The 25,952-nt window shown below is 34.1% G+C and carries 27 protein-coding genes, 2 tRNA genes and 1 other RNA gene; 28 read left to right on the forward strand and 2 right to left on the reverse strand.

The window, feature by feature from the left end; translation table 11 throughout:
• The first annotated feature begins 3 nt into the window (after positions 1-3).
• The 8 genes from rimM to rnc all read left to right on the forward strand — a co-directional run bounded on the left by rimM (position 4) and on the right by rnc (position 4,042).
• Positions 4-504: a ribosome maturation factor RimM gene (gene rimM, locus QYZ68_RS03585; protein WP_301384200.1), complete on the forward strand. Its 501-nt coding sequence runs from the start codon at positions 4-6 to the stop codon at positions 502-504.
• Positions 501-1,226 carry a tRNA (guanosine(37)-N1)-methyltransferase TrmD gene (gene trmD / locus QYZ68_RS03590; protein WP_301384201.1) on the forward strand — a complete coding sequence of 242 codons (726 nt, stop codon included), beginning with the start codon at positions 501-503 and terminating at the stop codon, positions 1,224-1,226. The genes rimM and trmD overlap by 4 nt, the downstream gene beginning before the upstream one ends.
• A complete protein-coding gene (rplS, locus tag QYZ68_RS03595) occupies positions 1,198-1,581 on the forward strand; it encodes a 50S ribosomal protein L19 (protein ID WP_301384202.1) in 384 nt (127 codons plus the stop codon). Before trmD ends, rplS begins: the two co-directional genes overlap by 29 nt.
• A gap of 183 nt (positions 1,582-1,764) precedes the next feature.
• Positions 1,765-2,307: a hypothetical protein gene (locus tag QYZ68_RS03600; protein ID WP_301384203.1), complete on the forward strand. Its 543-nt coding sequence runs from the start codon at positions 1,765-1,767 to the stop codon at positions 2,305-2,307.
• Positions 2,308-2,309: 2 nt separating this feature from the next.
• Positions 2,310-2,807, forward strand: coding sequence for a pantetheine-phosphate adenylyltransferase (coaD, locus tag QYZ68_RS03605; protein WP_301384442.1), 498 nt, complete (start codon positions 2,310-2,312; stop codon positions 2,805-2,807).
• A 50-nt stretch (positions 2,808-2,857) separates the two neighbouring features.
• The gene (gene rpmF, locus QYZ68_RS03610; RefSeq protein ID WP_301384204.1) at positions 2,858-3,040 is read left to right on the forward strand and encodes a 50S ribosomal protein L32; all 183 of its coding nucleotides are present in this window, start codon (positions 2,858-2,860) and stop codon (positions 3,038-3,040) included.
• A 22-nt stretch (positions 3,041-3,062) separates the two neighbouring features.
• Entirely contained in the window at positions 3,063-3,305 is a 243-nt protein-coding gene (gene acpP / locus QYZ68_RS03615; protein WP_301384205.1) for an acyl carrier protein, read from the forward strand.
• Positions 3,306-3,325: 20 nt separating this feature from the next.
• Positions 3,326-4,042: a ribonuclease III gene (gene rnc / locus QYZ68_RS03620; RefSeq protein WP_301384206.1), complete on the forward strand. Its 717-nt coding sequence runs from the start codon at positions 3,326-3,328 to the stop codon at positions 4,040-4,042.
• Here rnc and QYZ68_RS03625 read toward each other — a convergent pair.
• Positions 4,014-5,246 (reverse strand): CCA tRNA nucleotidyltransferase, encoded by a 1,233-nt coding sequence (locus tag QYZ68_RS03625; RefSeq protein ID WP_301384207.1) that lies wholly within the window; start codon positions 5,244-5,246, stop codon positions 4,014-4,016. The two genes, rnc and QYZ68_RS03625, sit on opposite strands and share 29 nt — an antisense overlap.
• Positions 5,247-5,366: 120 nt before the next feature.
• Between QYZ68_RS03625 and QYZ68_RS03630 the strand changes: the two genes are divergently transcribed.
• The 19 genes from QYZ68_RS03630 (at position 5,367) to QYZ68_RS03720 (ending at position 24,047) form a co-directional block, all read left to right on the forward strand.
• Positions 5,367-7,127, forward strand: coding sequence for a hypothetical protein (locus QYZ68_RS03630; RefSeq protein ID WP_301384208.1), 1,761 nt, complete (start codon positions 5,367-5,369; stop codon positions 7,125-7,127).
• A 6-nt stretch (positions 7,128-7,133) separates the two neighbouring features.
• Positions 7,134-7,457, forward strand: a complete 324-nt coding sequence (locus tag QYZ68_RS03635; RefSeq protein ID WP_301384209.1) for a hypothetical protein — start codon at positions 7,134-7,136, stop codon at positions 7,455-7,457.
• 69 nt (positions 7,458-7,526) lie between these two features.
• A tRNA-Thr gene (locus QYZ68_RS03640) sits at positions 7,527-7,600 on the forward strand.
• 3 nt (positions 7,601-7,603) lie between these two features.
• Positions 7,604-7,685, forward strand: a tRNA-Tyr gene (locus QYZ68_RS03645).
• Positions 7,653-7,796 carry a hypothetical protein gene (locus tag QYZ68_RS03650; RefSeq protein ID WP_301384210.1) on the forward strand — a complete coding sequence of 48 codons (144 nt, stop codon included), beginning with the start codon at positions 7,653-7,655 and terminating at the stop codon, positions 7,794-7,796. The genes QYZ68_RS03645 and QYZ68_RS03650 overlap by 33 nt, the downstream gene beginning before the upstream one ends.
• A 43-nt stretch (positions 7,797-7,839) precedes the next feature.
• Positions 7,840-8,874: an endolytic transglycosylase MltG gene (mltG, locus tag QYZ68_RS03655; RefSeq protein WP_301384211.1), complete on the forward strand. Its 1,035-nt coding sequence runs from the start codon at positions 7,840-7,842 to the stop codon at positions 8,872-8,874.
• Positions 8,875-8,879: 5 nt separating this feature from the next.
• Complete coding sequence (dnaG, locus tag QYZ68_RS03660) at positions 8,880-10,652, forward strand: DNA primase (RefSeq protein WP_301384212.1); 1,773 nt, start codon at positions 8,880-8,882, stop codon at positions 10,650-10,652.
• Between the two features lie 16 nt (positions 10,653-10,668).
• Entirely contained in the window at positions 10,669-12,531 is a 1,863-nt protein-coding gene (rpoD, locus tag QYZ68_RS03665) for an RNA polymerase sigma factor RpoD (RefSeq protein WP_476390641.1), read from the forward strand.
• A gap of 15 nt (positions 12,532-12,546) precedes the next feature.
• Positions 12,547-13,305, forward strand: coding sequence for a zinc ribbon domain-containing protein (locus QYZ68_RS03670; RefSeq protein ID WP_301384214.1), 759 nt, complete (start codon positions 12,547-12,549; stop codon positions 13,303-13,305).
• Between the two features lie 9 nt (positions 13,306-13,314).
• Positions 13,315-13,656, forward strand: an RNA gene (gene rnpB / locus QYZ68_RS03675) — RNase P RNA component class A.
• 17 nt (positions 13,657-13,673) lie between these two features.
• Positions 13,674-14,639: a tetratricopeptide repeat protein gene (locus tag QYZ68_RS03680; protein WP_301384215.1), complete on the forward strand. Its 966-nt coding sequence runs from the start codon at positions 13,674-13,676 to the stop codon at positions 14,637-14,639.
• A gap of 10 nt (positions 14,640-14,649) precedes the next feature.
• Positions 14,650-15,699 (forward strand): rod shape-determining protein, encoded by a 1,050-nt coding sequence (locus tag QYZ68_RS03685; RefSeq protein WP_301384216.1) that lies wholly within the window; start codon positions 14,650-14,652, stop codon positions 15,697-15,699.
• A gap of 2 nt (positions 15,700-15,701) precedes the next feature.
• On the forward strand, positions 15,702-16,544 hold the full coding sequence (gene mreC, locus QYZ68_RS03690) for a rod shape-determining protein MreC (protein WP_301384217.1): 843 nt from the start codon (positions 15,702-15,704) through the stop codon (positions 16,542-16,544).
• Positions 16,541-17,023 carry a rod shape-determining protein MreD gene (locus QYZ68_RS03695; protein WP_301384218.1) on the forward strand — a complete coding sequence of 161 codons (483 nt, stop codon included), beginning with the start codon at positions 16,541-16,543 and terminating at the stop codon, positions 17,021-17,023. The genes mreC and QYZ68_RS03695 overlap by 4 nt, the downstream gene beginning before the upstream one ends.
• Positions 17,024-18,823: a penicillin-binding protein 2 gene (gene mrdA / locus QYZ68_RS03700; protein WP_301384219.1), complete on the forward strand. Its 1,800-nt coding sequence runs from the start codon at positions 17,024-17,026 to the stop codon at positions 18,821-18,823. It abuts the gene before it with no gap.
• 6 nt (positions 18,824-18,829) lie between these two features.
• Positions 18,830-20,149, forward strand: coding sequence for a rod shape-determining protein RodA (rodA, locus tag QYZ68_RS03705; RefSeq protein WP_301384220.1), 1,320 nt, complete (start codon positions 18,830-18,832; stop codon positions 20,147-20,149).
• Positions 20,150-20,244: 95 nt separating this feature from the next.
• Positions 20,245-21,996 (forward strand): threonine--tRNA ligase, encoded by a 1,752-nt coding sequence (gene thrS / locus QYZ68_RS03710; RefSeq protein WP_301384221.1) that lies wholly within the window; start codon positions 20,245-20,247, stop codon positions 21,994-21,996.
• A gap of 10 nt (positions 21,997-22,006) precedes the next feature.
• Positions 22,007-22,621 (forward strand): CDP-diacylglycerol--glycerol-3-phosphate 3-phosphatidyltransferase, encoded by a 615-nt coding sequence (pgsA, locus tag QYZ68_RS03715; protein WP_301384443.1) that lies wholly within the window; start codon positions 22,007-22,009, stop codon positions 22,619-22,621.
• Entirely contained in the window at positions 22,611-24,047 is a 1,437-nt protein-coding gene (locus tag QYZ68_RS03720) for a hypothetical protein (RefSeq protein WP_301384222.1), read from the forward strand. Before pgsA ends, QYZ68_RS03720 begins: the two co-directional genes overlap by 11 nt.
• On the opposite strand, the gene cyaB is transcribed toward QYZ68_RS03720, so the two are convergent.
• The gene (gene cyaB / locus QYZ68_RS03725; protein WP_301384223.1) at positions 24,024-24,545 is read right to left on the reverse strand and encodes a class IV adenylate cyclase; all 522 of its coding nucleotides are present in this window, start codon (positions 24,543-24,545) and stop codon (positions 24,024-24,026) included. The two genes, QYZ68_RS03720 and cyaB, sit on opposite strands and share 24 nt — an antisense overlap.
• An 81-nt stretch (positions 24,546-24,626) precedes the next feature.
• On the opposite strand from cyaB, the gene QYZ68_RS03730 reads away from it, so the two are divergent.
• Positions 24,627-25,946, forward strand: a complete 1,320-nt coding sequence (locus QYZ68_RS03730; RefSeq protein WP_301384224.1) for a TrkH family potassium uptake protein — start codon at positions 24,627-24,629, stop codon at positions 25,944-25,946.
• Positions 25,947-25,952 lie beyond the last annotated feature (6 nt).

Here is a 25,952-nt window from a genome sequence, read left to right on the forward strand (position 1 = left end):
TCTATGTTTGTAAAGGGAGTGGTGGTGTCTTCTTATGGGGTTAATGGGTATGCTAAGGTTAGGAGTGTGTCCAATGGTTTTGAGGAATTTTTAGGCTTAAAGGGAAATAAGGTGGTTTTAAGGAAGGATCGCTGTTCTTCGATTGAGGTTAAGGTTGAAAATGTATCTTTAGTTAATGGTGTGTTGTTGTTAAAGTTTGAGGAACTTAATTCTCCTGAGAGTATTAAGGACTTGGTTGGTTTTGAGCTGTGGGTGAGTGATGATTTTGCGGCCCAGTTGGAAGAGGGTGAGTATTATTTTGGGGAGCTTGTTGGTTATGGTATCGTTAACGACGGAAAGAGATTGGGGGTTGTTGTTTCCTTTTTAGAATGCGGAAATTGTGTTCTTCTTGAAGTTAAAGTCGGAGATAGATTGTTTTTTATTCCCTTCTTAGAGGTTTATCTTGGTAAGATTGATACAAAGTTGAGGATTATTGAGCTTAAAATGTTAGAGCTTTTAAGATGAGGATTACTATTCTTTCTTTGTTTCCGTCAATAATTGCTCCATTTTTTGAGAATTCGATAATGAAGAAGGTTGTGGATAGGGGTATTGTGAGTTATGAGCTCATTTCTATTCGTGATTTTTCTAATAATAAACATAGAAGATGTGATGATGTGTCTTATGGCGGTGGAGCGGGGATGGTTTTAAAGGCTCAGCCTGTGTCAGATGCGCTTGATTATGTGAATTCAAAAGAAAAAACTACAATATTTTTAAGTCCGTCTGGCCTGAAGTACGATCAGAAATTAGCTTATGACTTGTCAAGAGAAAAGGAACTTGTTATAATCTGTGGGAGGTACGAGGGGCTCGATCAACGTGTGGTTGATTTATATGTTGATCTTGAGATTTCGGTTGGGGATTATGTGCTTTCTTCGGGTGAAGTCGCTGCTCTTGTTTTAGTAGATAGTATATATAGATTATTGGATGGCGTGATAAGTCCAGAATCCTTGCTCGAGGAATCTTTTAGTGGCAGATGTGGCTTGCTTGAGTATCCTCATTATACTAGGCCTTGTGAATTTAGGGGGCTGAGAGTACCTGGTGTGCTTCTTTCGGGGCATCACGAGAAAGTAAGGAAATGGAGGTTTGATAGAGCTGTCGAGAAAACAAGAAAGAATCGGTACGATTTGTACCTTAGGTATTTAGAAATTAAGGGAGAAGGTGATGGATTTAATAGGACAGATTGGTGCTAAAGGAAGGAGAACGGAAGTTTTTGAATTTAGGGTAGGGGATACTGTGCGTGTTAGTTATAGGGTTATTGAAGGAAGTGGCGAGAGAACACAAAATTTTGAAGGTCTTGTAATTTCTATTCAAAATAAAGGCATTGGTCAGACTTTTTTAGTTAGAAAGATTTCTTCGGGAATTGGAGTTGAGAAGGTGTTTCCGATGCATTCTCCTGTTTTGGAGAAGGTTCAAGTTTTAAAGCGAGGTAAGGTAAGGAGAGCCAAACTTTACTATATGAGGGGCAGACTTGGTAAGTCTGCTATGAAGGTTAAGGAGCGTGTTCATGTTAAGCGCACAAATAATACAAATACTTCTCAAAATTAGTGAAGAAGATTGTTGGCTTTTGGCTTAGCTACGGTCGGGTTTTAGTATAAGTGAGGAGAATGGGGTGTGTTGGAGGTTTTAAGATGTCGAGGGTTTGGGTGTTTAAGTGATAAGGGGAAGGTGGTAAGCTTGTCCTAGTGTGGCGAGTGCTTTATTTTACTGTTTTGGCTTAGGAGATAATGGTTGAGATCTGAACAGGGCGAGGGGAGTCGAGGTGATATTCAAAAGACTAGTAGAGCTTTTTATTGGAAGAAGGGAAAGTCAGGTTCTGATTTTAAGAAACAAAAGAACGGTTCTTTCGTTTCCAGTAGCAAGTCTGTCAGTCCTCATCATCTCAACAGTACAGGGGGAGGCCATAGGGTTAACAAACCAAAAGAATCTGACAGAGAGTTTAGGCCAAGGATTGTTGATAAAAGCACCTGTCCTATGTGTGGTAAGCAAATTAAAGACATTGCTTCTTGCATGTCTATGAAGTTTGATAACGAAGATAAGCCTATACATTTTGATTGTGCTGTCAGTAAGATAAGGATGGAGAATAATCTTTTAAAAGAGGAAGATTTGGTGTACGGGGGAGTTGGTAAATTTTTTGTTGTAAACAGGCTTATTAGGGGGAGTAATTTGTCTTTTAAAATAATCAGAGAAATTGATTTTGAAAACTTGGAAGGGCGACCTGTTTGGCGCAAAAAGATTCTTGAGGGCATGAATAGGGGATTTAGATTTTATTGATCATGAGGATAGCGGTGTTTCCTGGTTCGTTTGATCCTATTACTTGGGGACATATTGAGTTAGTCAAGCGGGCATCTTCTATTTTTGATAAGGTTATTGTTCTTGTTGCTAAAAATAGTAGTAAAAGTTATTTGCTGAGCGGATCTGAGAGGTATGAACTTACCTGTGAGGTTATAAGGTCTTTATCTCTTTCAGAAGTATTTGTGGATAGACATGACGGATTGGTTGTCGATTATGCTTTAAGCCATAATGTTGGTTTTATTGTAAGGGGTGTGAGGGCTTTTCATGATTTTGAATGTGAATTTGAGAGGTATGTTATCAACAGTGAACTTAGTTCTGCGGTGGATACAGTTTTTTTGCCAAGTAGCGCTAGGTATTTGTTTATAAGGTCAGATTTCGTTAAAGAATTAATGGAAAATAAGAATTTTGATCTTACGAGTTTTATTCCTGAATTAGTACAAAATAAGTTGAAATCTAAGTTTATTGACAAATGGGCTTGATAATATATATATTATTAAGATAAGCTTGTTGTTTGTAAGGAGACAAGGAAATGGCTGTTCCTAAATTTAAGCCTTCGAAGTCCAGAAGTAGGACGAGGCGTAGTGTGAATATGAGAAAGAGAGTGCCACAACTGCAAGAATGTTCAAACTGTGGTAACCTTGGGATGAGGCATAGACTTTGCTCGAAGTGTGGTTATTACAGGAATAATCAGTACTTAGAATTGGGTTTGTAGGTAGGGCGAGGGTTGTACATTTATGGAACAAGGTGAAATCTTTAAGAAGATTAGGTCTATTATATCTGAGCAACTTGATAAGAGAGAGGACGAGGTTACCATGGAGTCTAGGTTTGTTGAGGATCTTGGGGCAGATAGTCTTGATATTTATGAACTTTTATATTTACTGGAGGAGGCATTTGATGATAAGATTCCGGAAAATGAAGCTAGTGAATTTGAGACGGTAGGTGATGTTGTTACCTTTATTGAGAAGAGGAAGGATTGAGATAAAGGGGTTCTGTTGAGATGAATTTTGAGGAGGGACGAAAGGAGCAGTTAGATAAGTTTCTGATGAGTTTACATATTGGCTTTGGTGATTTGGGTCTTTTGAATACGGCTTTAAGTCATTCGTCATATGCTAATGAGTTAGATCAGAAGTCTATCAATAATGAGAGACTGGAGTTTTTAGGAGATTCTGTTCTCAACCTTGTTATTACAGATTATTTGTATAGATTGTATCCTGATAAGAGTGAGGGGGAGCTCAGTAAGGCCAGGTCTTATATTGTTAGTGAAGATTCTCTTTCTAGTATAGCTAGGGAGCTTGATCTTGGAAATTATCTTTTGCTTGGTAGGGGGGAGGAGAGCAATGATGGGCGGAATAAGAAGGGCATCCTTGCTGATGCTATTGAAGCTTTTGTTGGCGCTCTTTATCTTGATGGTGGATTCTCAAAAGCTTCGGTTTTTGTGATAGAGCTTTTTGATGTTCATATAAGATTGATGTTTAATCGTGGAGATTTTAAGGACTATAAGAGTCTTCTTCAAGAATATGTTCAAAAGAAATATAAAATCTCACCAAGTTATAAGTTAGCAAAGGAGATAGGACCAGACCATAGTAAGACTTTTTGCGTGGAACTCTATGTCGATGATAAGTTTATATCAAATGGCAAAGGAAGATCAAAAAAGGAAGCTGAGATGAGAGCCGCTGAGATGGCACTTAAGAATGTTGATAGTATTGATCTTTAATTTTCTTTACATACTTTACTAGGGTGTCTTTTTTATTTAATTTAGGATTGTTTAGTACCTTTTTTAGTAGGTCGTTTAGGATTTGTCCGATTTTTTTATCTTCCGATATTTTAAGCCTTCTGATATCATAGCCATTTATTGCCAGTTCTTTAAGAGATAGAGGATTATTTATCAAGTTTTTGCTTTTCATCTTATTTAATATGAATTTGAGTTTATGATCTTTACCTTTAATAGCTTTGTATATATCAAATATTTCTTTGTAGCTTTCTTTGGTGGTCTTGCTTAACAGTGTTCTAACATCTGCTAGTGTTTTGATTTTGAGAGTGTGAAGTTCATTAAAACCGCATTTATAGAATAGGATTAACTTTATATCCTTGTTTGAAAATTTAAGTAATCTTAAGGTTTCTCTTAAAGTGGAGGTGTCTTTTTTGATTGTAAGAACAACAATTGCTTTCAGATAAAAATTTTTTTTGTCCAGAAGAGCAATTTTGTTTCTTACCTTTTTATTTATTTCTATGTTAAAGAAGTGATTAAAAAAATTTACTTTTTGCAGGTAGTTGATTCCCTTTATTGGATTTCTACCTTCTAAAAGTTTAATGAATTCGTTATTTATTCTTTCCTTTGATAAGGATAAAATATTTTCTTTTTGGTATTTCATAGATATTAATGTTTGTTTATCTATTGTAAAGTCAAGTGTAGATGCAAATCGGGATGCTCTTAATATCCTAAGAGCATCCTCTTTAAACCTTTTGTTTGAATTGCCTATACATTTGATTATTTTTTTGTTAAGATCTCCTATTCCATTATAATGATCTATTATCCTATGATTTAGTATGTTCATTACAATTGAATTTATTGTAAAATCCCTTCTTTTTAGGTCTTCTTTTAGGGTTTTTGTGAATTCTATTTTTCTAGGGAATCTTTTATTTTCATATTCTTTGTCTATTCTATAAGTAGTAACTTCAAAAATTTTTTTATTAAAAATAATACTTACTGTTCCGTGCTTGATACCGGTTTGTATGTTATTTGGAAATAGTTTCATTATTTCTTCTGGAGTTGCATTAGTTGTAAAGTCAAAATCATAAGGTGTCCTTTTAAGAATTAAATCTCTTAAGGCACCTCCTACTAGGAAAAATTCATAGTTGTTGTTGTGAAAGATTTTCCCAATTCTTACTATGTCTTTGCTATTAGGGCCTAAATGCATACTGAAGTGTACCATTATTGAAATAATACTTTTCGAAAATCAGGCTATAATTCTAATTTATTCTGAAATTTATAAGAAGTATTTATTAGATTTTGATTTAATTTTTATACATGAGGTTTTATGAGCAAGACTGAGACTAGTATACATGATTCTATTGAAAAGCTTTCAAAGGAAACAAAGACGAGATTGATAAAGGAGATTAAGAAAAATCTAAGCTTGAATTCTTCTGGGCTATCTGTGGATGATTCTGATCGTTTGGATTCAGATTCTGTGTCGCAAATTGAAAATTTTCTATCGGATCATTTGGTGAAAGAGTCCATTTTAGTAAGGGTGTGGATATATATTTTAAATTTTTTCCAACGGGATATTGCTAGGGGAGATATTTATAAAAATTATTTTCTGAAAAACTTAGAAAATAATCTTAATAAGAATTACGGAAAACCTGTAATAGATTTCAAAAAAGGAGTTTTGCATATAGGGTTTGTGGAGATGTTTTTTGAGTTCTATCGCTATTCTGTGAAGCTTAAAAAATTTTTTAAGATTTTAGATGATAAGAATATTGTTGAACAGGCAATGTTTGAAGTTATTAATAGTAAAATTCCTGATTTCAAGCATAAAATTGAAGACTTTTTAAGTGAAGAAGAATACGAGAGATATTTAAGGAAAGGTAAAAGCCTGAATGATTTAGAAGAGGATCTTAAGGCGAAAATTAGTGCCTATCTTAATTCAATTCCTTTGCAAACTTACAAAACTGTAGAAGATATATTTGAGTTTTTCTATGTACTAAATAGTGTCGCTTTTTTCCCTTACAAGTCCTTCTTCTCTTTCTTTAGTATAGAATTTTTGGACGATGCAAGTCTAGATATTGCCAAGTTTGATGGTACAGATAGTGCCAATTTTGAGAGTGTTGATAAGTATTTTAATTGTTTTTTTGATCTTTTGCATACGGTAAGATGTATTGAGATAAATGAGGAAATTTTGAATATTATTGTTAGGAATTATTTTTTAACAATAGGTTCTAATGAGACTGAAATTTTTAACGAGGAGAGTTTTTTGAAGTTTGACATAATATATAAAAATGTTTTAAATATTATGTCAAAAATTATTGGTTTGGTGAAGACATTGCCTTATTTGGAGATTTTTAGACTTTATTATAAGAATCCAGTTTTACAACCTAGGCGGCGTGGTATGCCTTTGGATTTGAGAGGTTTTTATGAAAATGTTTTGTTCTTAAGTGTTAGCGGACAGATTGTTAAAAATCGTGATACGGATTTAAAAATGCTTGCTAATAAAGACATTAAAAATTTAATTGAGAATTATAGTGTCATTACGGATTTAGATAGTATTATTTTCACAGGTCTTGAAATTGAGTATTCTAATCTTAAGAAACTTTACTTTCTTAACGAGTTTTTTAGGACTGTTTATGATGTAAGAATGATGGAAGTATTGAAGGCTGTGAATAATGTGGTGCTTGTAACTAATATTGAAATAAGAAATTCTTATGTTGCTCTCGAAAAAAGTGTTAATGCTTTAAGAAAGGAGGTTTATGATTTTTATTTCAAGATTAACGATAAAAATGAGGAATATGAAAGATGTATTCAGGAAAGTAATGATGATCCTTGTAGGGATAAGATTTTGGAATGGTGTTTGAATGAGAATTGTTTTATTGAAAAATTAGTGCTCAAATTTGCGGATTGTTTTGCTGATCTTAGGAGAAAATATTTTGTTCTCTTGGAGAATAATAATGCTTTTATACAAAGTGCTTTAAATGTTTCCTATAAGTTGTCTATAGGAGATAATGAAAAAATAAGCCTATCTTGCGTTATCAGCAATGTGCTATCTCTCATAGATCAGACTCTTTTTATACTTAAGAATTTATAGGTTTTTATGAAGGCTTTAAGGGTAAATAAATTTAGATTATTGTCGGTTTTTATTAAGGGGTTGGCGATAATATTGTTTCTCAATTCCTTGCTCAGTTTATTTATGTTCTTAGCAGGTGCTTATAATACTTTTATGTATGCTTTTCAGCAATTTTCTCTTGATTTTGCGATTGTATTAAGCTCTGTTTCTTTTGGACTAGAGGCCACTAGGTTGTTATTTTTTTATTTACTTATGAAGAGAAGGATTAAGTATTACATAATTTTGGTTTCTAGTTTTCTAGTTTGTTTTATTGCTTTTTTCATAAAAGGTTTTCTTTCTGTTGGCCTGTAGGTTATTGATTTTCAAAGCCTGCTATTGACTAATATCCTTTATTTATTATAGACTAGCGGTTAGTGTTGTGCCGACTTAGCTCAGCTGGCCAGAGCAGCGGTCTTGTAAACCGCAGGTCGTCGGTTCGAATCCGACAGTCGGCTTTTGGGGCGGTACCGAAGTGGTTAACCGGGGCAGACTGTAAATCTGTTGGCATTGCCTGCGTGGGTTCGAATCCCACCCTCCCCAGTAGAGAGTCTTGTTGGTGGGGTTGTTGTTGCCATCTTTAGGGGTTTGGTGTTCGTTTTAACGGGGCTGGCTTGTGTTATTTCGGGGGTGTATTTTCGAGATTTTGGGTAGTGCTTGTGAGTGTTACTTTCTCTAGAGGAGATTCTGATTTCTTATGAAGATGAAGAAAATTTTTATTCCCTCTTTCGTTTTTGTCTCCGTACTCTTCTCCTTGCTGTTTTTTTTGTGTTTTTTAAATTCTTCTCCTTCTGAGTCTGAGTTGTTGTGTGAATTTGAAGTTCAGAAGGGGTGGTGGGTTAAGAAAATAGCTAGAGAGCTTAAAAAGCAGGGTTTTATTAGATCTGAGAAACTTTTGATAGCTATTTCCTATATTTTTGGTAGTGATAAAAGTTTTAAGGAAGGCAAATATTTAATTGGCAGGAATTTTTCAACTTTTGATGTGTATAAAGAGCTTTTAAGGGGGAATCCTGCTCTTGACATTAGCATTACCATACCCGAAGGCTATACAGCAAGAAGGATAGCCTTAAAACTTCGTAAATTTGGTATTATTTACGATGTTCGGAGTTTTATTGATTTGGTAAATAATGCTAAGTTTATTGGTGATCTTGGACTTGATTATCATTCTCTTGAGGGGTTTTTGTTTCCAGATACCTATAAGTTCTATGCGGGTATGGACATGAAAGAAGTAATTCGAACATTTGTTGGTAATTTTTTTAGCAAGCTTGTTTCTATGGGGATAGATTATAAATCTTATTCTAGTGAAGATCTTTATAATAAGGTGATTGTTGCTTCTATTGTGGAGAGAGAATATAGGGTTAAAAGTGAAGCTGCAGTAATGGCATCTGTTTTCTATAACAGGATAAAGTCTAATATGGCCTTGCAATCTTGTGCTACGATAGAGTACATTGTTACTGAAGAGTTAAAGAAGCCACACCCCAGGAGGATTTATTTTTCAGATTTAGATATTAAGTCTCCTTATAACACTTATATCAATAAGGGTTATCCTCCAACTCCGATTTCTAATGCTGGTGCTGTGTCTTTGCGGGCGGCTTTTTTGCCGGATAGTACAAATTATTTATTTTTTGTTTTAAAAAATCCCAAGACAGGAGCCCATAAATTTTCTTCAGATTATAGTGATCATCTTTTATCTGCAAATAGTTATATTTACAATTTTGTTACCAAGGATTGAGAAACATGGAGTATGCTAAAGTTATAGATTTGATTAGGAGCAGAGTAGATATTGTTGATTTTATAGGTGAGCGTGTTAGATTATTTAAATCAGGTTCATCTTACAAGGGACTTTGTCCCTTTCATGCCGAGAAGACAGCTTCTTTTTTTGTGAATCCTTCTCAAGGGTTTTTCTATTGTTTCGGGTGTAAAAAAGGTGGAGATGTTATAAAATTCTTGATGGATATTGAGAAATTTAGCTATGATAGCGCGGTTAAGTTTTTATGTAGTAGAATGGGTGTCTTGTATGAGGACGTTAAGAGACCTACTGAGTTTAGGGGCGGGGTTCAAAATAGAGAAATAGTTTCAAGAATATGCAGCTTGAATGCTAGATTGGTTAGGTTTTTTTTGTCTTCTTCTTGTAACAATAAAGAGGTTTTGGATTATGTTCTTAAGGAGAGAAATATATCAGAGGAAGTTGTTAGTGTATTCGGTGTTGGGTATTTGCGATGTGATGTGGAGGGGGGATTTAGTTTTTATAATTTTTTAGTTTCAAAAGGATATTCTGCTGAAACATTAAGCGAGAGTGGCCTCTTTTCAAGAAAGAGACAAAATTTTTCAATTTTATCTGGCAGGTTAATTTTCCCGATAAGAGATTTTAAAGGAAATGTAGTGGGATTTGGAGGCCGAAGTTTGGGTGTGGGAAATGGCCCCAAGTATATTAATTTGAGCGAGACAGTTGCTTTTAAGAAGAGGGAGTTACTTTATGGATTTTATGAAGGTTTTTCTGTTATTAAGGAAAATAAGTCGGTGATACTAACAGAAGGGTATATGGATGTTCTTGCTTTTTTTACAGCTGGCGTAAAGATTGCGGTGTCTACACTTGGTACGTCCTTTTCAAGGGAACACCTTGCTTTAATTAGAAGATATGCGGATAAAATAACAATATGTTTTGATGGTGATGATGCTGGTCTTCTAGCTACTTTTAAAGCGTATCAGATTTGTTTGCCCTTTAATATTGATGTAGATGTAATTAAGATGGAGTATGGATTTGACCCTGCAGATGTTTTAAAGAGTAGGGGGGCATCTTATCTTGGGGGTTTAGTTGGTAATGAGTGTGATGCGTTTGAATATCTTTTGGAAAGATATTCTGCTAAATATGACTTAAGTAAAACTTCGGGTTTAAATAATATGATTGGTATCTTTATTAAATTAATAAGCTTGTCGGGTACTAATGCACAAAGAGATATTCTTTTAGAAAAACTAGAAAGTAGGGTTGGCATTAGGTTGGAGACCTTAAGGCAGGATTACTATGATGTTAGGGAAAGAAATGCAATTGAGAATTCTAAAAAGAGTTCATCTTCTTATCAAACAAATACATATGAGAGATATTTAGTAGTCGCCTTGTTGAAAGATTTTAGTTATTTTAATATAATAAGGCGCAATATTAGCGATAGTGACTTACATGACGTTGATGTAAGGAGGGTTTTTTTGTGCTTTGAAAACTTATTTGACAATAATGAGATTTTTTCATTGCTTAATTTAAAAGAGGTTTTAAGAGATAGATATGGTGTTAGTGAAGTTTTTTTTGAAGACATGTTGAGGATAGAATTTGAAGTAGATAATGAGATGGTTATGCAGATTTTGTTTGCAATTAAGAAAAGGAAATTGGAAGATCGTGTTTTGGCTTTTAAGGAGATGACCGAGAATAGTTCTTTAGTGGGTGCTAGGACTCAAATAAGGGAATTAATGTTTTTGAATGTGCAAAGAGAGAGTTTGAGGATATATTTAAATGGGTAGTATGGAAAGTAAAGAATTGCAGTATTTTAGGAAAAAGAATTCAAAAGCAATAAGGTCGATATTGGAATATTTAAGGGACAGGAAAGAGGTTACGTTTACGGATTTGTCTCCCCTGCTCTCAGGGGATATGTTGGATCCTGAGAACATTGAGTTTATTTATGGAATACTTGAAGATGAGGGAATAAGCTTGATTGATAAGAGAGCAGGGTCCGGAAATATTAGTGTTGATGGTTCCGAGTTGGAAGAAGTAAGTAAGATTGATAGTCAGTTTATGGGTTTAAGTGATGGTGACGATGAGATCGATGATAAGTTGGAAGAATTTGAGGATGATATCCTAGAAAGGGAAGATTTCTCAGGGTGTATTAAGAGCGGATTATTAAAAGATAATAATACTGAAGATCCGATAAGACTTTATTTGAAGGAAATAGGAAAGGAATTCTTATTAACTGGAAATCAGGAGGTTGAGCTTGCAAAGCAAATGGACTCCGGAGAATCTATCATTGAAAACATTCTTAAGAATGAGGGGCTTGTCATAGAGAATTATTATAATTTGGTTAACGCTATTTATTCAAGAGGAGATAGGGAAGAATTTTTTAGAAGAGATAAGGAAAGAGAAAAGGATAGCAATGCGGACTACTATAACAAAAAAAAAAGAATTACATCTTTTTATAAGGCCGCGTTAAAACCATTTCAGGAGCGTTTAGTAAGTTATATTGAAAATAAGCATAAGTTATATGGGCTTGGTGAGGATATTTTTGAGGAAAGTATTAGTAAGGAAAGGCTTGATATAAAGGAAATGCTTAAGTCTGTTCCTTTATGTCAGGAGGAGTTAAGAATTTTTTCAGATGATTATATTGACTCTGCTAGTAAGATAAGGGATTTAAAGAGACAGCAGAAGTCCATATTGGATCGATTGAAGGTGGACAAGATTCGGAATCTCAGGGATCTTGGCAGGGATTTGGCTATTCCTGAAAGGCGAGAGAGGATAGAAAAATTTTTAAATATACGAGAAGATCTTATTAAGGAGCAAATTACAGAAGCTCAACTTACACAAAAAGAGCTCGAAAGAATTGAGATGTATTATGAGTACCCAATAGATAGAATAATAAGGATGTCGGAAGAGATTATTAAGGGTAAACAGATGATGCAACACGCAAAAGATCAGTTGATTAAGGCTAATTTGAGACTGGTTGTGAGTATTGCTAAGAAGTATGCTAATAGGGGACTCCATTTTTTTGATCTTGTGCAGGAGGGTAATATTGGTTTAATTAAAGCTGTTGAAAAATTTGAGTATAAGAGGGGATTTAAATTTTCTACTTATGCTACATGGTGGATTAGGCAAGCGATAACAAGGTCAATCTCGGATCAGGCTCGAACGATACGTGTCCCTGTGCATATGATTGAGCAAATAAATAGATTAAATAGAGAGACAAGATATTTGGTGCAGGTTTTAGGTAAGGACCCAACCGATGAGGAGCTTGCAGTCAGACTCGGTTGGGAACTGAAAAAGGTTAAGACTGTTAAGAATGTTTCAAGGGAGCCTGTTTCACTTGAAACTCCGATTGGGGAAGAGGAAGATTCTGTTCTTAGTGACTTTATTGAGGATAAGGCAATAAAAAATCCGGCAAAGCATACTTCTTTTGTGGTTTTGCAGGATCAGATAAGATCGATTCTTGGCACTCTTCCAGAGCGAGAACAGGAAGTCGTTAAGATGAGATTTGGACTTGAAGATGGTTATTCTTTAACTCTTGAAGAAGTTGGGCTTCATTTTAATGTTACAAGGGAAAGAATTAGGCAGATTGAATCTAAGGCTTTAAGGAGGCTTAAGAATCCTAAGAAGACTCAGAAGCTTAAAGATTATTTAGAAGATCTAAATTAAATTAATGGGGGGGTTGTGGAAAGTAATATTGATATATTGAAAAACCTTGAAGGCATCTATAAGGCTAGGTTTAAGCTTGAGGAGAGACAAAAAAGTATTCCTAAATATTTGCAAGTTAAGAAATCTCAAATTGATGAGCTCATTGAGGTGATTGATGAGTTACAGATTAAGTTTAAAGAGTGCCAAAAGGAGGATGCTTCTTTAAAGTTGGGCATTCAAGACATTAATGTGAGAAAAACTAAAGCAGAAAAAAAAATAGATAGTATTAAAACGCAAAGAGAATATGAGGCTCTTGAGAAAGAGTTACAGACTATTATCGATGATGAAGTAACTATTAGAAAAAAAATGACACATATTACTGGTCTTAAGACAAGGGTGGATAGAGAAATAGCAGAAGTAAAGGGTAAGCTTGAACGAGAGCAGAGCATTTATGCTACTGAGAGTGCTGAGCTTGAGGATGAGCTTTTAGGCATTAAACAAAAGCTTCTTGATATTACAGATGAGGAGGGGAAGTATGCTTTTCGGATGGATGAGGATTTTTTGTTTAAGTTTCAGAGGATTATTAGGAATAAATCTAATGGAGTTGTTCCTTTGGTTGAAAATGTTTGTAAGGGGTGTAATATGATACTTCCTGTTGAGTTCGCAAATAAGGTAAGGCGCGAGCCAGATGATATTAAATTCTGTCCTTATTGCAGTAGAATACTTTATTATCAAGAAGAATTTGAGGTTGGTTTGGGTCTGATTTCTGGAAGTTTAGCAGATCTTATTGAATAGGAATAATTAGGTTAATACCCAGTCATCGCTTAATTTACTTTGAAGTATTTTAGGAGGAAAGTCCGAGCTCCGATAAGGGCATAATGCTAGGTAATACCTAGGGGTTTCAGACTTAAGAGAGTGTCACAGAAAGTTACCGCCTTAGGGTAAGGGTGAAAAGGTGAGGTAAGAGCTCACCGCTTATTTAGTGATAAATAGGGGCAAGACAAACCTCATTAGGAGCAAAATCAAGTAAGCAAGTTTTCCTGGCTCTTGAGGACTTGCGGGTGGATTGCATGATTTTTCCAGTGATGGAAAGACAAGATAGATGATGACATAATACAGAACTCGGCTTATGGGTGTTGGCCTAATTTTTTATGGAGGGTTTTATGTGGATAAGGTACCTGAGGCATTCTTTTTACTTGCTTGTGGTTCTGGTGTTTTTTTTCTTTATTTTTCATATTCTGTCTTATTTTAAGGCGTTTTCCAGTTCTTATTTAAAAGCTGGGCCCACTGAAGTAAATTTGCTTGTTCTTTGGGAGAATAAAGAATATAAGGAAATAATAGACTATGCTGAGGATGGTCTTAGGGCAAACAAGTTTGATTTTAATTTAAATTTACTCCTTGGGTTCTCGTATTTTTATTACTCCTTAATGCTGAACGACAGTTCTTTGAAAACCCATTTTTTGGATAATTCAATAGAACGGCTGAGGTTTTTAATGTCAATCAATGACGATATTCCTATGAGTTCGCTTTATTATATTTTAGGTAAAGCTTATTCTCATAAGGGTGAGTATTACAGTGAACTCTCTGTTAAGTATTTAAATAAAGCCTTGCATTTAAATACTTTTGACTTTATGAGCATAAAGGAAGATATTTTTGAATATTTGGGGTACTCCTATCAGCTTTTAAAAGACTATAGGTCCAGTTTAACTTTTTTCATGAAAGCTTATAATGAGAATAAGTCAGATCTTGTTCTTTGGAGTTTGGCATATATTAACTATAAAATAGGGGACATTGACAAGAGTGTTGAATATATAAATAAATTTATAGGAGAAGAAAATGAGTCATTTAGTGGCGAGAAAAGCGATGATAATTTAATGCAGAAGGTGTATTTACTGTATGGAGATATATATCTAGACCAAGGTGATTACGGAGGCGCTTTTGGTTGTTATGATAAAGTCTTGAAAATTAATAGTTTAAATCCTAATGTTTATGTTAGAATAGGAGACATATATAGAAGGAGAGACAGAGATTACCCTAAAGCTCGAAAATATTGGAGAGAGGCATTGAGCATTAATCCTTATTTAGAGGAAGCGAGGGAAAGGCTTAGAATTAGCTTAGAAGAATTTTAGGGGGCTTTATTTGAATTTATTTAAGTCTTTTTTGATAGATATTGGCATTGATCTTGGCACTTGTAATACCTTGGTCTACATCAAAGATTATGGTGTGGTGATGAGTGAGCCTTCGGTTGTAGCTATTGATGTTACTAAGGGGAACAGGGTTGTTGCTGTTGGGCGAAATGCGAAGAAGATGCTTTGGAAGACGCCAGAGAATATTAAGGCAGTGAGACCTCTTCGCGATGGTGTTATTGCTGACATTGAAAACACAGAAAAAATGATCAAGTATTTCATAAGTTATATTTTTTCGCGGAAGAAGTTGTTTTTCAAGCCTAGAATGGTGATAGGGGTGCCTACTTGCATTACAGAGGTTGAAAGGAGAGCTGTTAAGGAAAGCGCTATGAATGCTGGTGCTCGCGAGGTTAAGGTCATTGAAGAGTCTTTGGCCGCTGCGATTGGGTCTGATATTCCTATTTTTGAACCAACAGGTCATATGGTATGTGATATTGGGGGGGGGACAACGGAGATATCTGTTATTTCTCTTGGTGGTATGGTGGTAAGTAGAGCCATTAGAACTGGTGGGGATGAGTTTGACGAGAGTATAATAAAATATATGAGAAATGCTCATAATATTATTATTGGGCAGCAGACGGCAGAAAGGTTGAAGATTAAGATAGGTAATGTTTATCCGGATACGCATAATTTGAAGGTTGAGACAATAGACATTAAGGGAACTGATGCTGTTACGGGGCTTCCTAGGAAGCAAATTGTTGATTCTATGGAAGTGAGAGAATCTTTAAGGGAACCTATTGGTACTGTTGTTGACGAGGTTAAGAGGACTCTTGGAGCCACTCCTCCAGAGCTTGCGACAGATATTGTTGAACGTGGGATTATATTGACAGGGGGTGGAGCACTTCTTAAGGGGCTTAACAGGCTTTTATCAAAAGAAACAGGGGTGCCGGTTTATGTTGCAGATAACCCTCTTCTTTCTGTAGCTGTTGGGGCTGGCTTATTTTATGATTATGCCAATAGGATAGATATTAGTAAGAATATATATAGTTTTATCAATGAATAGATATGAAGTTTCTTGTTAAGTTCAAGAATTTTATTAAGGTACTGAGTGTATTAATAGTTTCTGTTCTTCTTATGGTATATGATTCGTGGGGCTATAGAAATAAGAAGGATGATTTTTTTGTTTTTACTCTGAACTCGTATATTCAGGATAGCATGCATGGGTTTTTTAGTTTTATTGCTGGTGTTTTTAAGGCAGTAAATGAGTATAAGAACTACGGTGAGAAAATAGATGAATATAGGAAGAGAATACAGCAGCTTGAGATAGTTACTCAAAATGTGCAGATGTTAAGACAGGAGAATTCTAGGCTTAAGGAGCAGCTTGGGTTTTATTCATCGAATTCTAGTGAGTTTATTTCAGCCGAAATAATTTATCTGAATTATTCAAATATCTCTTCTTTAATGGCGATTAACAAGGGTTATAATGACGGTGTTCAAAAGGATATGGTGGCTGTTGCTTATCAAGATGGGTTTAGTGGTTTGGTTGGGAAGGTTGTTAAGGTTTATGCACATACCTCCAGGGTTTTACCCTTGACTAGCTATGAAAATTTTGTTTCTGCAAGAATTCAGAATAGTAAGTTTATTGGTCTTGTCGAAGGTAAGGGGTATGGGGAGTATCTTGAGATGAATTATGTTAGTAGATTGGCTGAAAATGATTTAAAGGTAGGTGATTCTGTAGTTACTGCGGGGTTTAGTGACGATCCTGGGGGAATTTATATAGGCAGGATTATTCATTTCAGTGTTCTTGAGTACAATTCGCTTTTAAGTATTAAAATAGAACCTATGGTAGTTCTAGATAAATTGGAGTACGTTTTTCTGATTAAAGGAGGAAGGAGGGTACAAGATTGATATCTTTTTTCCTGTACTATATCATTAGCGTGTTCTTGGGTCAAGTCTTTCAGTATTATTTTGCGGTTAATTTTTCTTTCTCGATAGATGTATTTTTAATAATTTTAATTTTTAATTCTCTGAATTTTGTTTTTAATGTGGGGTTAATATCGAGCGTGTTACATGGATTTATTATGGATTATTTTACAGGATTGCCGCTTGGGTTTTTTGTCTTTAATTATGTTTTAGTATTTTATGTTCTTGGAAAGATTAAGATTTTAATTCCTAAAAGTATGTTTAGCATGGCTCTTTTTTTTGTTTTTGCGAAATTTATGATTTGGTTTGTCGCAATGACGTTATCAGATTTTGTGGATCTTAAAGGATTTAATTATGAAATATTTAATCTTAATCTTGTTGTAAATATAGTATTTATAAATTTTTTGTATCCGATTTTAGGTTATTTTACTCGAAATTTTTATGCTTTCAGGGAGGAATATTAAATGAGGGTTATCTTGAAAGAAAGATATAGGTTTGGCATACTGTTTTTATCTTTGGTGTTTTTTATATATCTTTTTACTTTATTTAAGATGCAAATTGGGAAGCACTTGTTTTACGATAGAGAAGCAATAGTACTTTTGTCCAGAGTTGAAAAAATCAACGCCTCAAGAGGTGAGATTTTGGATTCAAATTTAAATGTTATCGCAAATAACCTTACGGCATTTGTTTTAAAGATTGGCTTGGATCAATATTATGGAATGCCTCTGGAAGATAGAGAAGAGATGTTAAATTTTTTATCAAGGGCTTTAAAGTTGGATCAGGAATTTATTCTTGCTAAGATTGAGGCTCCTAGGGGATATCTTAAGGATGTGGAGATAGTTGAACTTAGTCCAGAAATGTTGTTTAGGATATCTGAAAAAAGGAATTATTATCCTGCCATTTTATGGTCATATTCTTTTAAGCGGAATTATTTGGTGGATGATTCTTATTCTCATCCTATTGGATATGTTGGTAGAATTAACCAAAGGGAACTTCGTTCATTTTATAATGTTGAAGGATATGATAGTAATTCTACGATAGGAAAATCGGGTATTGAGCAGATTTACGATGGCTATATTAGGGGAAAGGAAGGTTTAATTAAGTACAGGGTAGATTCTAAGGAGAGGAAGATAGATAGTGGTTCTATTATAGAGAATATGACTCCCGGGAATAATATCGTTTTAAACATTATGCAGGATATCCAAATGCTTGCCAAAAATACTTTAGGGGAGAGGTATGGGACTGTGGTGGTATTAAAGCCTTCAACAGGAGGTGTATTGGCTCTTCACAATTATCCTTATTATTCAATGAAAGATGTTTATAACAAGTATTCTAGGGAAGATTATTCTTTTCTAAATAGAGCGGTTCAATCAGTATATCCTCCGGCCTCTATTTTTAAATTGGTCATGGCTACTGCTTTATTGGAAGAAAAAGTTTTAGATAAGGACAGAAAGATATATTGTCCGGGATATTTTAAGGTGGGTAATAGGACTTTTCATTGCTGGCAGCGTGGTGGACATGGTTATGTCAATTTAGAAGAGGCTATAGCGCATTCATGTAATGTGTATTTTTATACATTGGGTCTTAAATATCTTGGAGCTGAGAAGATTTTTAAATATGCAAGAGAATATGGATTTGGGGAGAAAACAGGTATTGATTTGCCAAATGAGGTATCAGGGCTCTTGCCAAGTCCAACATGGAAGGAAAAAATTTTTAAGCAGCCTTGGGTGGGTGGAGATACTGTAAATTTTTCAATAGGACAAGGATTTTTAAATGCCACTCCTATTCAAGTTGCTAATATGGTAGCCATGATTTCAAATGAAGGTGTTGTTTATAAGCCAAGAGTTGTTAATAAAATTTTGGATGGAAATACTAATGAGATTGTTCTTGCAAATTCTCCAGAGATCCTCAGAAAGACTAGTCTTATTAGTAAGAGTACTTTTGAGCTTTTAAAAAAATATATGAGAGGTGTTATAACTTATGGCACTGCAAAAAATTCAGTTCTTACTAAGGCAGTGGAGGTTGGAGGGAAGACGGGAACAGGTCAGACTGGTGTTACTGGTTTTGAGAATAGTTCTTTTGTAGGGCTTGCTCCCTATAATGGTGTCCCGGGGGAACAAGTTATTGTTTTTAGTCTGGTTGAAGGAAGGAGTAATGCTGATATGTGGCCTGCTAAAGCTGTGGATTTAATCATGCAAGGTATTTTCGCTAATCAGAGTTATGACGATATCCTTAAAGGGTATAGGCCATGGTATATTAGGTAGGGTGAAGTGGCTGTTTTTAGGAAAGGTTATGATTTTTTGGCATTAATTAGTTTGGCGATTATATCTTTTGTTGGGATTTTTCTTATATATTCTAGTGATTATGCTTCTAATGGTTCTTTGGTTAAAATTGAGTATTTTAAGCAGTCTGTATGGGTTTTTATTGGTTTTTTTTTGATTTTTATAATGGGAAGGTATGATCTTAAGATCATACAGGGGGTGATTTATCCTTTATATTTTTTATTAGTAGTTTCTTTGATTTTTACTGCTCTTTTTGGCGTTACTGTTAATGGGGCAAGATCTTGGATCGGGATTTGGAAGTTGGGGGGGCAGCCTTCAGAATTTGGTAAAATTGTTAGCATATTGGTTCTCGCTAAATTCTACAGTAGTAGGAGAGATGATAGTAGCATTTTTGTTTTTATTTTTGCTTTTCTTTTAATTTTACCTGTTATTGCGCTTGTGTTTTTGCAGCCTGACTTTGGAACTGCTGTGGTTTATTTGAGTATATTTGTGTTTATTTCTTTTTTTGCTGGCGTGGATGTGCATTATATTTCGTATTTTACTTTGGTAGGATTTCTTTCATTTCTCTTTGTAGTGGTACCTGTTTGGTGTGAGTATAAGTCAGATATGGGTAATATAGTATATTTGATTTTTTCGAATAATTTTTATTTTCGCATAGCTTCTTTGGTGTTGGTACTGGTATTTTTGTCTGCTGTTATAGGATTTTTTATTTCAAAGTACAATCTAAATATTAGGCTTACTTATTTTTATATTATGTTTGTAAGTTCAATTTTACTAATTTCTGCCTTTGCGTCTAGCTTTCTCTCTAAGATGATGAAACCCTATCAAATTAAGAGATTTTTAGTCTTCCTAGATCCAAATATTGATCTTAAGGGGGCTGGCTGGAATTTAAATCAGGTAAAGATTGCAATTGGCTCTGGGGGTGCTTTGGGTAAGGGATTTTTAAAGGGACCCTATACACACGCAAATTATGTGCCATCTCAGAGTACAGATTTTATTTTTTCAATTCTTGCTGAGGAGTTTGGATTTTTGGGAGTTGGTTCAGTTTTAGTCTTGTTTTTCTTTATCTTTTTCAGGATTTTAATAATAATGAATAAGAGCAGAGATAAGTATATGTCTTTGGTTTTATCGGGTGTGTTGGGTCTTTTATTTTTTCATACTTCTTTTAATGTTGGGATGTGTTTGGGTCTCTTGCCAATTACAGGAATACCTTTACCTTTCCTCTCTTATGGGGGTTCTTCGAGTATTACCTTCTTTCTGGCTATGGCTCTTTATTTTAACATTGAGTCTATAGTGACAGTAGACTAAGTATTTTATTGGTGTCTGTTTTTTTAATAAGTTTTTTTGTATATTTTATTTGGGGATTTTTGATATTGGAAGGATAGGGTTTAAAAGGTGTTTTTATGGGTAAAGAGTTAGACAGAGATGGTATTTTGTATAAAAAAAGGCATTCAGTTGCTCATGTTATGGCAGAAGCGGTTCTTGCTTTATTTCCAAGTACTAAAATTGCAATAGGTCCCCCAATTAAAGATGGGTTTTATTATGATTTTGAGTTTGAAGCTCATATTACAGAGGATGTTCTTTTGTTAATAGAGAGCAAGATGCGAGATATTTTAAAGACGGGTAGTTCTTTTGTAAAGGAGGTAATTACTAAGGAACACGCCTTAGATTTGTTTAAAGATCAGCCTTACAAGATCGATTTAATTAATAACCTTGGGTTTGAAGAAGAGATTTCGATATATAGGAGCCATAATTTTGTTGATCTTTGCAAGGGTCCTCATGTTGATGATATGCGTAAAATTGACCCAAAAGCATTTAAGTTAACCAGTATTGCCGGTGCTTATTGGCGTGGGAATGAAAAAAATAAAATGCTTACTCGCATCTATGGGACTTTGTGGAATAATGAAAGAGAGCTTAAAGCGTATCTTCACTTAAGGGAGGAGATAAAAAGAAGAGACCACAGGAAACTTGGACGAGAGCTTGACTTATTTTCTATTCATGAGGAGATAGGTCCAGGACTTATATTTTTTCACCCTAATGGCGCTAGGGTAAGAACTTTGATAGAAGATTTTTGGAGAGAAGAACATTTTAAAAACGGGTATGACATTCTTTTTACACCCCACGTGGGTAAATCTTGGCTTTGGGAAACATCCGGACACCTAGATTTTTATAAGGATAGCATGTTTGAGAAAATCGAGATGGATAGGAGTAGTTATTATGTTAAGCCTATGAATTGTCCGTTTCATATTGCGATTTATAATGAGGGGAAGCACTCTTATAAGGATTTACCTTTCAGATGGGCTGAGCTTGGTACAGTGTATCGTTATGAAAAAATAGGTGCTCTTCACGGCTCTATGCGTGTTAGAGGATTTACTCAAGACGATGCTCATATCATATGTACTTATGAGCAAGTTAAGACAGAGGTTAAGGAAGTTTTAAGATTCGCACTTTATATATGGGATAAATTTGGTTTTACAAACTTAAGAGCATATCTTTCTACAAAACCTGCAAAATCTGTAGGCAGTGTTGAAGATTGGGATATGTCTGTAAGGGTATTAGAGGAGGCTTTAATTGATTTTAATATTTCTTACGATGTTGATGAAGGCGGGGGAGCCTTTTATGGACCTAAGATTGACCTTAAAATAGTAGATTCTCTTGAAAGAGAATGGCAGATGAGTACAATTCAGTTTGATTTTAATTTACCAGAAAGATTTAAAATGACTTATACTACGGAAGAGGGTAAGGATAAGAGACCTTTTATGATTCATCGTGCTCTTCTCGGTTCTGTTGAGAGATTTTTTGGTATTTTCGTAGAACATTACGGGGGAGCATTTCCTGTATGGCTTGCACCTCTTCAAGTTGTCATTATTCCTGTGAATAATATTGTAGAAGAATATGCACTAAGAGTTTTGTCCATATTTAGGGAAGGAGGCATTAGGATAAAGCTTGATAATGATTGTAATACAAGAATGAATGCTAAGATTAGAGAATATCAGGCTAAGAAAGTACCTTATATGTTTATAATAGGAGAGAGAGAGTTAAAGAAAGAGGAGATTTCTATTAGGACTAGAACTAATGAGCAGATTAATGGGCTTGGGCTTGCCGAGGCTTTTGAATTTGTAAAATTAAAAATAAAGCTTAAGGAGATTTTGTAAATTGAGTCGTATGGGAATGATTAGTCCTAATAAGGTAACTTTTTTTCGGATTATATTGTCTTTCATCATATTACTTATATTTTTTCTTGAAGATTTTTGGAATCCTTATTTGTTTTTAATTCTGATTTGGGTTCTAATTGTTTTAAATGAAATAACAGATGTTATCGATGGGCATATTGCTAGAAAGTATGGGTTGGTTAGCAATATGGGGAAAGTTTTAGATCCTTATGCAGATGTTCTGCAACACTTAACGTATTTCGTTTTCTTCTTTTATAAGGGTATTACTCCGTATTATTTTTTTGTGGTATTTGTGTACCGTGAGATTTCCATTGGTTTTATTCGAAATTTAATCATCCAATTTAACATAGTTCAACAAGCTAAAATTTCGGGTAAATTAAAATCATTATTTTACGCTGTTGCAACATTTGCCAGCCTTTTTCTTTATAGTCTAGATAAATTGAAAATTACTATGTTGATTGAGAAATATATAGGGGCTGTTTTAAATATAAATTTTAATTTCTCTTTTATTATTGGAATAATATATGCTATGTCTACATTTTTAGTCATTGTGTCTTTTATCGACTATTTGTTGGTTTTTTTGGAGCTTGAAAAATATGAAAATTAAAATTTTATTGGGCATATTGCTAATTATTTCTTATTCTCATGCTCAGGCGAAGCAGATATTGACAGAGATGACTCCTTTAAGTATTTCAAGTAAAACCGGGAAGGGGAGTGTTTATTTAAGAGTTAGTAAGTCCTCCGATTATATCTTAACTTTTGATAGTTCCTTAAAGTCAGATTTTGTTTATATGGTTTATGATGTTGTAAAGAAGAAATACTTAACAGATAAGGTAAAAAAGAAGGATGTTAAAATTAAATTAGATAAAGATGTTCTTTATGCTGTGATTTACATTACATCTGAAAATTCAGATATTAATCTTGTACTTACAGACTTAGATTTATCGATAATAAGCGATAGCTCTTTAAGAGCCAAACCAAACCATATCAAAATGCAAGATAAAACTTTTCTATTAAGGGAATTGCCAGTCTTTGGGCTGGACTTGGAGATTGAAAAATATATTTTAAGAATATATAAAAGCAATATTTACATTGCTTATCAGATGAAAACAGGTGATAAAATTAAGGTGTCTGCATTTATTGAAAATATTGGTTGGTTTGATGTGTCATCTGCTGTTAATGAAAATATTACTGGTGTTGCGTGTTTTGATTTTGCAATCAATTCTAGAGGAGAATTATATGTTGCCTTTACTACTAAGGGAACGGATAACTTTTCTAGAGAACTTATAGTTAAAAAATTTAATAGCAGAAAGTGGATTGATATTAGTCCTAAATTTAGAGACAATATCGGATCTTTGGTCAATATTAGTATTGACAGAAGAGATAGCTTGTATTTAGCTTATTTGAGAGAGATTGGTAAAGAATATAAAATAAGTTTTGTTACAAATGAAGGATATGGGCGTATTTGGAGTGGTGTTGGTGGTGCTTATGTTTCTAAAGGAAATGCTAATGTTGATGTTTCAAACATTGGCATCATTTCTGAGCCTTTCTTGGGGATTTTTTATAATTATCAAATAGATGGGTATATGAAGTCTGAGTTTGTTATTAATAAGGGAAAAACTTGGACGAATACAAATACTCAGACTGCTATTAAGGCAAATTCTATAAGAATTCTTTCCAATGCTAAGTCTAACCAAGTTGTTGTAAGTTATGTAACAAAGGGTAGGCCTATTGTTAGTATTTCTACTTTGGAATGTGATAAATGGTACAATATAAGTCCAAATATTGATTCTGAAGGCGACATAAGAAGTGATATCATAGAGTATCGAAACAATTTGTTCTTAGTTTATGAAGATAGTAATAATATTAGGCTTATCTATTTTGATAATAATAATTGGTATTTTGTGAATGAAGCTGAGGTATTGCAGCAATTTGCTCTTAGACCTCAAATTGAACAGTACGGAAGAGAAGGATTTATAATGGCGTATTTGAGTTCTGATTCTAAGACCCTACATTTCAAGTTGATTACTTAGTAGTTCAAAATACGACTTTTTTTCAATATTGTTTTTTAACTGAAAATCCTCCATGATTTCGTAGATTTCCGTTTTAGCTAGTGGCAGTTCACTTTTATCCCTAATGATTTTTTCTACTTCTAGAAAGAATCCAAGATTTTCAACCTCATTTATTTCTATGTTTAAGTTTTCCTTTTTATAGATCAAACTCTTTTTGTTTTTTTTATATAAAAGTTTGAATCTCATTTCTTTTAGAAGTAGTATGAAAGCACTTGCATTATCTACTCCAAATTCAATTTCTTTGTTGATTTCTATATCATTATCTAATCGTTTGTTCTTAAATGTTACAATATCGGTTGAAGAATTAGACTTCCTTATTCTAATTGTTTGTTTTGTGTTACAGTAATACACATCTCGTTTAAATTCTTCTTTGATAAATTTGAATTTTTGCTTGGCTAATTTTAAGATTCTCTTAATTTCCCTTTTTGGGATAAAGGCTTTGGATTCTATTTCTAACATGTATTAAAAATAATAAAATTGTGATAGTATTTCAATGTTTGCGGTGAAATACAAGTATCGTTTTTGTGTCTTTGTTGTTTTATGTTAAAACTTGGGTTTAGTGATAGATTTCTTCTGTTCAGTTATTTTGTCTTGATTATCTTCTTTGGGTTTCTCTTGTTGTCTTTTCCTATTTCTTGGAAGGGAGAGGAAAAATTGGAATACATAGATGCTTTGTTTACATCCGTGTCTGCTGTTAGTATTACAGGGCTTACTACTGTTAAGATTGAAAATTTTTCCACCTTTGGATTTGTGGTCATAATGTTGTTAATCCAATTTGGAGGACTTGGGTTTATAACTATTACTACCTTTTATTTGCTTATACCTAAGCGTAAGTTGAAGATGACAGATGCTAGGATTATTAAGCAATATTCTCTTTCAAATATTGAATATAATCCCATTAAAATTTTGAAAAGTATCCTTCTTGTAACTTTTTTAATTGAACTGATTGGACTAGTGTTGATAATAATTTGTTTTAAATTACGAGATGTCAGGGTTTCGTTTTTTGAAGTTTTGTTTACTGTGGTTTCAGCCTTTTGTAACGCAGGGTTTTCTATGCATTCTGAGAGTATTTATGCATGGCGGGATGTGCCTGAAGCGGTAGTAGTAGTAGCTATTTTGATCATTTGCGGGGGACTCGGGTTTATGGTGTATCGTGATGTTACTGACACCATTAGAGATAAAAAAAAATTATCTCTTCATGCTAAGATTGTCTTTAGTCTTAGTTTCTTTTTAATCGTTTTTGGAGCGGTTGTATTTTTTTTGTCTGAGATTCATAAGGTAAATGAAGGCTATTCACTTGGAACCTTAATATTAAATTCAATATTCTACTCGATAAGTACACGAACGGCAGGATTTAGTTACCTTGAAAATTCTGTTATTACGAGCAGGACTCAGATGATTACTTTGCCTTTCATGTTTATTGGAGGTGCTCCTGGATCAACTGCTGGTGGAATTAAGGTAACCACGTTTTTTTTAATTATTCTTGCTGTAATAAAGACCCAAGATGGCAACGGTTATATTATAGGATCGTATAAGGTATCGATTGACAGTATAAGGTTTGCTCTTTTATTTTTTGCAAGAGCTATTTTTATTCTGTGTTTTTCATTTTTCATGCTTCTTGCTGCTGAGGGTGGGGGTAATTGGAAAGTGATTGACTTAGGGTATGAAGTTTTTTCTGCCTTTGGTACTGTTGGTCTTTCGGTAGGTGTTACTCAAGAATTGTCATATTTGGGTAAAATAATTATAATCTTTACTATGTTTGCAGGTAGAATAGGCCTTTTTTCGATGGCAATTTTTGTTTCGCGGAGAGTTCGCTTTGAGGAATTTACAAGACCAAGACAAGATATTTTGGTGGGTTAGATAAGG

It is taken from the genome of Borrelia sp. P9F1 (assembly GCF_030436115.1).
Lineage (GTDB): Bacteria > Spirochaetota > Spirochaetia > Borreliales > Borreliaceae > Borrelia.